The organism is Kitasatospora sp. LaBMicrA B282 (assembly GCF_050325825.1).
GTDB lineage: Bacteria > Actinomycetota > Actinomycetes > Streptomycetales > Streptomycetaceae > Kitasatospora.
On sequence record NZ_JBNQTI010000096.1, the window covers coordinates 1 to 9,055 of the forward strand.

Here is a 9,055-nt window from a genome sequence, read left to right on the forward strand (position 1 = left end):
TCTCGGCGGCGATCACGGCCATGGCCTCGGCGGCGTGCGCCAGCATCAGCTTGGCGGTGACGTCACCGATGGCGAAGATGTGCGGCACGTTGGTGCGGCCGCGCCCGTCCACGGCGATCGCGGACCGCCCCGCACCTCAGCCGGGGGGACTACGGGGTGACCGTGACGGTGGTGCTGGTGGAGGCGGCGGCCAGGTGGGTGGTGCCGTCGAAGGAGAGCTGGTAGGTGACGGTGCCACCGGCGGGCGGCACGTCGGTGACGCCGAACGACCCGTCGGCCGCGGTGGTGACGTCGGGCAGGGCCACGCCGTCGGGGTCGGCCGCGTCCACCCGGGTCACGTGCACGTTCTGCCCGCCGGTGAACGGTGCGGCGCCGCCGAGCGAACCGGTCAGGGTGAGCTCCGAGCCGGCGGCGGCGCCGGTCGGACCGGTGACGGTGAGGGTCGCGGCGGCCTGCTCGGGGGTCGGGATGATGTTGAGGACCGGGTGACCGCCGCTCCCGTCGGCGGCGATCGCGAACAGCTCGCTGCCGTCCCCGCTGACGGCCAGACCGGCCGGCGCCAGGGTGCCGGAGAGGCCGTACGACCGGAGCGGGGCGGCGTTGCCCGGGGCGAAGACGTAGACCGAGGTCCCGCCCGGGTTGTAGACCCCGGCCAGCACCGTCCCGTCGGCGGCGACGGTGACCGCGTTCGGGTAGGTGGAGCTGTTGTACTGGCCGGCCTGGGAGAGGTCGGCGACCTTGAACACCTGGTGGTAGTAAGGGGAGCCGCTGGCCGTCACCACCTGGCTGCCGTCCGGGGTGAGCTGCAGGTCGATCAGGTTGCCGGCGGACATCACGTACTGCTGCGCGGCGAGCACGGTCGCGGTGCCGCCGGAGACGTCGTAGCTGGCCAGCTGGTCGGGGCTCTGGCCCGGCTCGGCGGCGACGAGTTCGCCGTTCGGGTTGGCCACGACCAGCGGCGCCGAGTACCAGGTGCCGGCCGCGGCCCGCAGGGTGACGGTGGCCGGGCTGGTGCTCGGGTCGATCGAGCCTATCCCGCCCTGGGCGGCGCCGCCGTAGCCGAACCACACCTTGCCCGCGGTGGCGGCGACGTAGGTCGGGGTGGTCCCGGCGCCGGTGGCGTAGCGGGCGGTCTCGGTGAGGCTGGTGGTGTCGATCGCCGAGACGGCGTCACCGCCGGCCAGCGCGGCGTAGACCGTGCCGCCGTCCGGGGAGAGGGCCAGCCCGGTGGCGCCGGGCTCGTTGGCGAGGGTGGCGACGGTCTGCCCGCTGAAGTCGGTCACCAGGATGGTGCCGTACCCGGGGCCGCTGCTGATGAAGAGGTGCTGGTGCGCGGCGTCGACCAGCAGGTGCGAGTAGTGCGCGATCGGCAGGGCCACGGTCGTGGTGGCGGGCGGCGCCGCGGCCTCGGCCGGGGCGGTGAACAGGCCGGCCGAGGCGAGGACGCCGGCGCTGATTGCGGCGGCTGCGGCTCGGGAGACGGTCTGGTGGCGCATGGAGCTCCTGTCCGGATGACGGAGGGAAGGGTTGCGCTCGGATCTGAGCGTGCCGGAAGTGGATCACGTGGCACCGACAACGGGCGGCACTGCGCCGGGTTGCCGGCGGCACTGCGCCGGGCTGTCGGCGGTACCGCGCCGGGCTGTCGGCGGCACCCCCTACGCTGAGGCGGCAGGTCGGGGAGGCAAGGAGCATGGCTGTGCGGATGGAACGTCACCAGGTGGGCGCGGCCGCGGTGTCGGCGGCGCGCGAGGGCTTCGCCGAGCGGATCGGGGGCGAGGTCCACTCGATGTCGCGGGCCGGCCGGATGACCAGCAGCGAGTGGCAGCTGATCGCGGACGAGTTCCTCGACCACCTCGGCGCCCTGTCCGCCGCGGACCCCGAGCTGACCGGCCCGCAGGCCGCGGCCGTGCTCAAGGCCGCCACCGAGGCTGCGGCCGGCGCCGTCGCGTACGCGGCGTACTTCCCGCACGGGAGTTTCCACGTCGTCCTCGACTACCTGAACTTCGGGATGAGCTACCGGCGCGAGGATGCCGGGGACGACGGGGACGGCGGGGACGGCGGGGACGGCTGGGACGCCGCCGAGGAGGCCGTCACCCCGTCGGAGTGGCTCGACGCCTTCTGCCTGGCGATCCTCTCCGACGCGACCGGCCGGCACGGGGAGGCCTTCCACTTCGCCCGCGCGGAGTTCGACCGGACCGCGGCCGGCACCCCCGCCGTCGAACTGGTCAACGGCTTCATGGCCCAGGTGAGCGGCGACACGGGGGACGAGGACGCCGACCACCCGCCGAGCGCCGAGGCGAAGCTGGCCGCCATCGACGCCGCGCTGGCCCGGATCGACCGCCGGGCGGCGGACCACGGCGTCGACCTCGCCGACCGGCCGCACACCGTCGCGCTGTGCACCCTGCGTGCCCTGGCCGCCGCGGACCGGGCGGCCTTCGACACCGGGCTGACCGCCCTGCTGCAGGCGCACCGCGACTCCTGTGGGCCCGGCGCCCGTCCGAGCAGTCTGCTCCCACTGCTGCCGCTCGCGCTGGCCGCGCTCGGCCACCGCGGCCCCGGCTGGACGCCGGAGGTCGACACCGACTACCTCCCGCGCACGCTGGTGAGCGGGTTCGAGAGCGCCGGACCACGGGTCGGGGGCCTGGGCCGTGACCGCCGACCGGACGCGGTCGCCGCGCTGGCGAGTGGGCCCCTGGTGGTGGAGCGCCCCGCCCCGGTGCGGCCGCAGAACCCGGAGGACGAGGCCGGGCTGGAGGAGCGCCTCGGGCTCGCGCTCGACCCGACCGACGGCAAGCCTCCGCGCTACTCCCTGCTCGCCAGTGCCCTGCAGTGCCAGGAGATCGTCCTGAAGCTGCGGGCCTGGCACAGCGCCGATCTCACCGACGCCCAGCTGACCAACCTGCGGCAGGCCGCCCAGCTGGCGGCGGCGGTCTTCCGGGTCGCCCTCGCCGACCCGGGCACCGAGGCCCGGGTCACCATCGACGGCCGGACCTTCGGCTACCCCGCCACCCGGGACTGGCGGACCGACCCGCCCCAGTGGCAGAGCGCCGTCGACTTCGCGCTGATCACCGGCGTGCCCGAGCACCTGGCCGTGCTGGTGCGGACCGGCCCCGCCGTCAGCACCAAGGACGACGGCCCGACCAGCAGCTACCGCCGGGCGCTGCACGACTACTTCCGCGGCGTGGACCCGGAGCCGGCGACCGAGCAGGCGCTGCGGACGTTCGGGGACGGCAGGGACCGCGGCTTCCTGCCGCCGCCCGCGGTCCTCCTCTCGCAACTCGTCGACGGGGACGAGGAGAGCTTCAACCTGGCCCTGGCCGACGCCCTCGAAGCCCACCGCGCCTTCCACCAGGTCGCCGCCCGGGCGGCCGCCCCCGACGCTGCGCTCAACCTCGACATCCTGGCCCTGGCCTGCCACGCCCACCGCAGCCGGCGCTGGCGGATCCGCGTCGACTCCTCGTACCTCCCGCCGCGGCTGTTCCAGGGCGGCGCATCGGCCTGAGGCAGTCGACGCATCGATCGAGGCCGCGCCGATTCAGCTCGCGTCGGGGAGGTGGCGCGCAGCCGCGAGCCGGGCGATCGTCCGCAGTCGCGTGCAATAGGAGGTGCAGTACGCCTCGCCGAGCGACGGCAGGACCGCGTCGAGGGCGGTGAGGCAGCGCCAGAGGATGGCGAGCCCGTCACCGTCGAGTCCGCCGCCGGTCAACTCCCGCAGCACGAGCCCGGCGACGTCCGCGTCGAGGAGGACCAGGTCCTCGCCCCCGACGTCCACCCCGCGGAAGCTCTCGGGGAAGGGCGTGCGCCGGTGCTCCTCCCACAGCCGGCCGAGCAGCCCCGCGGATCGGTCCGCCGCGGGTGCGGGCGGCGGCGGGGGAAAGAGCAGGGCCGCGGCGTCGAAGGCAGCCCGCACCAACACGACGGCCCGCTGCGGCCGCAGGACGCCGCTGGTCGCGGTGCCGTGGCTCAGCCGGTCGCGGAGCTGCCGGCTCCGGTCGAGCCGCTCGGCGAGTTCGGCCGGCAGCAGTCCGGCGACGGGGGACAGCTCGATGAGTCGCCCGAGCGGTTCCTCGACACCGAGCCGCTCGCCAAGGGCCTGCTCGACGGCGAACAGCGCGTGCGCGGCGGCGACGGTGGCGAACTCGTACCGGAAGTAGGAGTGCCGGAGCAGCTCTCGCGCGGTCTCCAGCGCACTGAGCACGTGGGCGGGCGCATGGACGGGCAGCACCAGGTCGGCGACCAGGTCGTCCATGCCCGCGAAGTCGGGGGCGAGGTAACGGTTGCGGACATCCGGCGACGCCAGGGGAGGCCGGCCGGGAGCCGGCGGCAGGGTGTTCACCGGGGCAGTCTCGTCGTCGCCACGCTGCCGACGCCAGCGGATTCGGCCGGCCCCGACCGGCGTCGGCCGGACGGGCTCGGCGGTGCGCATAGCGATCCGAGGTGTTAGGTTAGGCAAACCTAATCGATGCATGGTTGTCATGCCGGAACAGGGGGAGCCTCATGGCAGAGCAGTCGGCGCGCAGGGTGCCGCGGGTCCGTGAAGCACGGGTGCTGCGCACCGAGCGACTCACTCCGCACATGGTGCGGCTGGTGCTCGGCGGGGCGGGGCTGGGCGGGTTTGATGCCACCGAGTTCACCGACCACTACATCAAGGTGCTCTTCGCGCCGGCGGGGACGAGCTGGGCCGGCTACCCGGCGCCCTTCGACCTCGCGCGGATCCGCGAGGAGTTCCCGCGCGAGCAGTGGCCGGTGACCCGGACGTACACGGTGCGGGCCTGGGACCCGGTGTCGGGCGAGCTCAGCGTCGACTTCGTGGTGCACGGTGACGAGGGGCTGGCCGGTCCGTGGGCGGCCCGGGTGCAGCCCGGTGAGACGGTCCACTTCCTCGGTCCCGGTGGCGGGTACGCCCCGGATCCAGCCGCCGACTGGCACCTGCTGGCCGGCGACGAGAGCGCCTTGCCGGCGATCGCCGCCGCGCTGGAGCGGATGCCGGACGGCGCCGTGGGCCACGCCCTGGTCGAGGTCGCGGACGCCGCCGAGGAGCAGAAGATCGCCTCGCCGGCCGGTGTGGAGGTCAGCTGGCTGCACCGCGGTGAGCGTCCGGTGGGCGCGGCGCTGATCGAGGCGGTGACGGCGCTGGACGTCCCGGCCGGGACGGTGTCGGCCTTCGTGCACGGCGAGGCGGGCTTCGTCAAGGAGTTGCGCCGCCAGCTGCGGCTGGAGCGCGGGATCCCGCGCGAGCAGCTGTCGATCTCGGGCTACTGGCGGTTCGGCCAGAACGACGACGACTGGCGGGCGGCCAAGCGGGAGTGGAACGCCCGGGTGGAGGCCGAGCAGGAGTCGGCCCAACAGGAGCCGGGCCAGCAGGAGTCGTCACAGCAGCGGCCGGCCCAGCAGCAGCCGGTGGGCTGACCTCGCCGCTGCTCAGCGGGGGCACTGGGCCCAGTCGAGGTGGTAGATGGTGGTGAGGCTGCCGTCGGTGGAGTCCATCGTCATGAAGCTCGTGCTGCCCGGGTCGGCGCTGCCCTGGCTGACCCGCAGCTGGGTGTTGATGTTCAGGTCGCGGATCTCGCCGCACGGGGACCAGACCAGGCTGGCGATGTTCGCGGTGTCGGTGGCCTGCCAGTCCTCGTCCACCGGGCCGCTGAAGGGGTGCGAGGCGCTGACGGTCTGCGGCATGCCCTGGAAGTAGTAGTTCGCCTGCTCCACGGCGCTGGCGCCGGGGGCGAGGTAGGCGTAGCCGCGGTAGTCGGCCTCGGCGACGGCGTAGGTGAAGCCCTGCGGGGCGTTGACCTGCACGGTGAGCTGGCAGTTGCGGCGGAAGTCGGTCGGGCTGGTGCCGGCGCCGCTCTGGGCGAGGTAGTTGCTGTAGCTGACGGTGAAGGCGGTGCCGTCGGGGGAGGGGGCGACGGCCGCCGTCCCGGCGCGGCAGCCGGAGCCGTTGAGGCTGACCAGGCCGATGGTGAAGCCGGGGATCGTGGCGCGGGCGGGGCTCGGTGCGGGTGTGGCGCTCCGGGCCTGTGCGGCGCCGGCGAGGGCGAGCGGCGAGAGCAGCGCGGCCGTGGCGGCGACGGCGGCCACGGGGAGGGAACGGCGCATGGGATCTCCCTGGGGAGGCATGGGGTCGATGGGGTCGATGCCCGGGAGCGGGTGCCGGACGTCACGTGTCGACATGTACGTCGTGTCCATGACACCCGCCCGTTCGGAGCTCCGACCGTAGGCGACCACCGAAGGTGCCGACAGTCTCACTTTCGGCCATTGGCCCGGCAGGTCGCGCCCTCGGCGCGATCAGCACAGCACGCCGCAGATCAGCACAGCACGCCGCAGAACGGCGCCGCACCCGCCGTGAGTGGCGGGTGCGGCGCCGTGGTTCACGGCCCTGGTCGGGCCGTCAGGTGCTGCGACGTCAGATCAGCCCCTGTGCCAGCATCGCGTCCGCGACCCGCTCGAAGCCGGCGACGTTGGCGCCCAGGACGTAGTCGCCGGGCGCCCCGTAGCGGGCGGCGGTCTCGAAGCAGGTGTCGTGGATGCTGCGCATGATCCCGGCCAGGCGGTCCTCGACCTGGGCGAAGGACCAGGAGTCGCGACCGGCGTTCTGCGCCATCTCCAGTCCGCTGGTGGCGACGCCGCCCGCGTTGGCGGCCTTGCCCGGGCCGAACGCGACCCCGGCCTGCTGCAGGATGCGCACGGCCTCGGGGGTGGTGGGCATGTTCGCCCCCTCCGAGACGGCCTTGACGCCGTTGCGCACCAGGACGGCGGCGGCCTCGGCGCCCAGCTCGTTCTGGGTGGCGGAGGGCAGGGCGACGTCGGTGGCGACGTCCCAGACGCTGCCGCCGGCTATGTAGCGGGCGGAGCTGCCGCGCCGCTCGGCGTAGTCGCTGACCCGGCCGCGCTCGACCTCCTTGACCTGCTTCAGCAGGGCGACGTCGATGCCCTTGTCGTCCACCACGTAGCCCTGCGAGTCGGAGGCCGTGATCACGTTGGCGCCGAGCGCCTGGGCCTTCTCGATCGAGTAGATCGCCACGTTGCCGGAGCCGGAGACGGTGACCGTCTGGCCCTCCAGGTCCTCGCCGCGGCGCTTCAGCATCTCGGCGGTGAAGAGCACGTTGCCGTAGCCGGTGGCCTCCGTGCGGGCCTGCGAACCGCCCCAGGCCAGGCCCTTGCCGGTCAGCACCCCGGCCTCCCAGCGGTTGGTGATCCGGCGGTACTGGCCGAACAGGAAGCCGATCTCGCGACCGCCGACGCCGATGTCACCGGCCGGCACGTCGGTGTGCTCGCCCAGGTGCCGGTACAGCTCGGTCATGAACGACTGGCAGAAGCGCATCACCTCGGCGTCGCTGCGGCCGCGCGGGTCGAAGTCGCTGCCGCCCTTGCCGCCGCCGATGTTCAGCCCGGTCAGGGCGTTCTTGAAGATCTGCTCGAAGCCCAGGAACTTGACGATGCCGAGGTTCACCGACGGGTGGAAGCGCAGACCGCCCTTGTACGGTCCGAGCGCGCTGTTGAACTCGACCCGGAAGCCGCGGTTGACCTGCACCGTGCCCTCGTCGTCCAGCCACGGCACCCGGAACATCAGCTGCCGCTCCGGCTCGGCGATCCGCTCGATCAGCTTGGCCCGGGCGTACTCGGGACGGGCCGCGAGCACCGGGGCGAGGCTGTCCAGCACCTCGCGCGCTGCCTGGTGGAACTCTGCTTCGCCGGGGTTGCGGCGGAGGATCTCCGCGTAGACGGACTCCACGGAAGCGCTTTCGAAGGTGCGTGCCGACATCGGATCGGTCCCTCCCGGTGCTGTGACGGAGCGCGCGGTGCCGGTCGGCGACCGCGGTCATCCCAGCATGCGGAACGCGGCGTTGCGTTCGGCTTGACGATGCGTCGAGTGCGTCAAGTTGCAGCGGGTGCGGGACGGTTTCCGGTGCCGCTGCCTGCTGGGGCCCGTAGTCTCACATTTTGTTGAAGCTATCTCAAGACCCGTGCCGCGCCGGCCGCTCGGCGGGCGGTCGCCGACCGCGCTCGAAAATCACTCGACGACACCAGCCGGCACTTCCCGGCGCGCCGCCCGGGTGCGGGATTAGATGGGGAGCTGGCTCGCTGAACCCGACGTCGAGAGGCCCTTGCGTTGAAGGTGACCGGAATCCTCCCAGGCTCCCCGTGCTGGACCCAGCTGAGCACCACCGAGCCCGAGGCGGCCAAGCAGTTCTACGGTGAGTTGTTCGGCTGGACCGCTGAGACCGACCCCGACCCGCAGTACGGCGGCTACACCGTCTTCTCGCTGGCCGGCGCCCCCGCCGCCGCGGTCGCCCCGCTGATGAACCCGCAGCAGCCGGTCCAGTGGCAGCTCTCGTTCGCCGTCACCGACACCGATGCCACGGCGGAGGCGGCGAAGCAGGCGGGCGCGCAGCTGTGGATGGGGCCGATGGACGTCGGCGGGCTGGGCCGCTGGGCGCTGCTGAGCGACCCGACGGGCGCGCCGTTCACGCTCTGGCAGGCGCGGGAGTTCAGCGGCTTCGGCGTGGTGGGTGAGCCGAACGCCTTCGGCTGGATCGACCTGGCGACCAGGGACCTGGAGGCCGCGCTGGCCTTCTATCAGGCCGTGTTCGACTGGCGGGTCTGGCCGCACCCCGACTATCCGATGGTGGGCATGGCGGACAAGATGTTCGGCGGGATGATGGAGATGGGCGACGCGTTCCCGCCCGGCGTCCCCTCGCACTGGACCCCGTACTTCTGGGTCGCGGACGTGGACGCCGCCGTGAACGCCGCCGTGAAGCTCGGTGGCGAGCCGGCGTACGGCCCGGCCGACGTGGAGATGGAGAACGGCCCGCGGATCGCCGTGGTCAAGGACCCGCAGGGCGCCTCGTTCGGCCTCTTCACGCCGCGCGCGGGATGACCGGGGTGGCGGGCGTCGTGGGGTAGCCGTGGGCCCTGCCTGGTTGTAGCCGTGGCCCTGCCCGGTGCGGTGGCAGCCGCACCGGGCAGGGGCAGAACTGCCCAACAAGCAGCAAAGGGGGGGAACCCACCCCCCTTTTGTCCCTCACCTTCCGCCCCACACCCCCAACGGCGTGTC

7 protein-coding genes and 1 pseudogene are annotated in these 9,055 nt (G+C 73.4%); 3 read left to right on the top strand and 5 right to left on the bottom strand.

Annotated elements, in window-relative coordinates:
* A pseudogene (locus ACQRUO_RS24325) lies at window positions 1-127 on the bottom strand (FAD-dependent oxidoreductase); the annotation flags it as partial.
* Between the two features lie 22 nt (window positions 128-149).
* A complete protein-coding gene (locus tag ACQRUO_RS24330; protein WP_428318171.1) occupies window positions 150-1,496 on the bottom strand; it encodes a YncE family protein in 1,347 nt (448 codons plus the stop codon).
* A 206-nt stretch (window positions 1,497-1,702) separates the two neighbouring features.
* On the opposite strand from ACQRUO_RS24330, the gene ACQRUO_RS24335 reads away from it, so the two are divergent.
* On the top strand, window positions 1,703-3,502 hold the full coding sequence (locus tag ACQRUO_RS24335; protein WP_428318172.1) for an Imm49 family immunity protein: 1,800 nt from the start codon (window positions 1,703-1,705) through the stop codon (window positions 3,500-3,502).
* Between the two features lie 33 nt (window positions 3,503-3,535).
* On the opposite strand, the gene ACQRUO_RS24340 is transcribed toward ACQRUO_RS24335, so the two are convergent.
* Window positions 3,536-4,336 (bottom strand): hypothetical protein, encoded by an 801-nt coding sequence (locus tag ACQRUO_RS24340; protein ID WP_428318173.1) that lies wholly within the window; start codon window positions 4,334-4,336, stop codon window positions 3,536-3,538.
* Window positions 4,337-4,497: 161 nt separating this feature from the next.
* On the opposite strand from ACQRUO_RS24340, the gene ACQRUO_RS24345 reads away from it, so the two are divergent.
* Window positions 4,498-5,409, top strand: a complete 912-nt coding sequence (locus tag ACQRUO_RS24345) for a siderophore-interacting protein (RefSeq protein ID WP_428318174.1) — start codon at window positions 4,498-4,500, stop codon at window positions 5,407-5,409.
* A gap of 12 nt (window positions 5,410-5,421) precedes the next feature.
* On the opposite strand, the gene ACQRUO_RS24350 is transcribed toward ACQRUO_RS24345, so the two are convergent.
* Window positions 5,422-6,096, bottom strand: coding sequence for a DUF4360 domain-containing protein (locus ACQRUO_RS24350; protein WP_428318175.1), 675 nt, complete (start codon window positions 6,094-6,096; stop codon window positions 5,422-5,424).
* Between the two features lie 307 nt (window positions 6,097-6,403).
* Window positions 6,404-7,762 carry an NADP-specific glutamate dehydrogenase gene (gdhA, locus tag ACQRUO_RS24355; protein WP_428318176.1) on the bottom strand — a complete coding sequence of 453 codons (1,359 nt, stop codon included), beginning with the start codon at window positions 7,760-7,762 and terminating at the stop codon, window positions 6,404-6,406.
* 354 nt (window positions 7,763-8,116) lie between these two features.
* Between gdhA and ACQRUO_RS24360 the strand changes: the two genes are divergently transcribed.
* Window positions 8,117-8,878: a VOC family protein gene (locus ACQRUO_RS24360; protein WP_428318177.1), complete on the top strand. Its 762-nt coding sequence runs from the start codon at window positions 8,117-8,119 to the stop codon at window positions 8,876-8,878.
* Window positions 8,879-9,055: the final 177 nt, after the last annotated feature.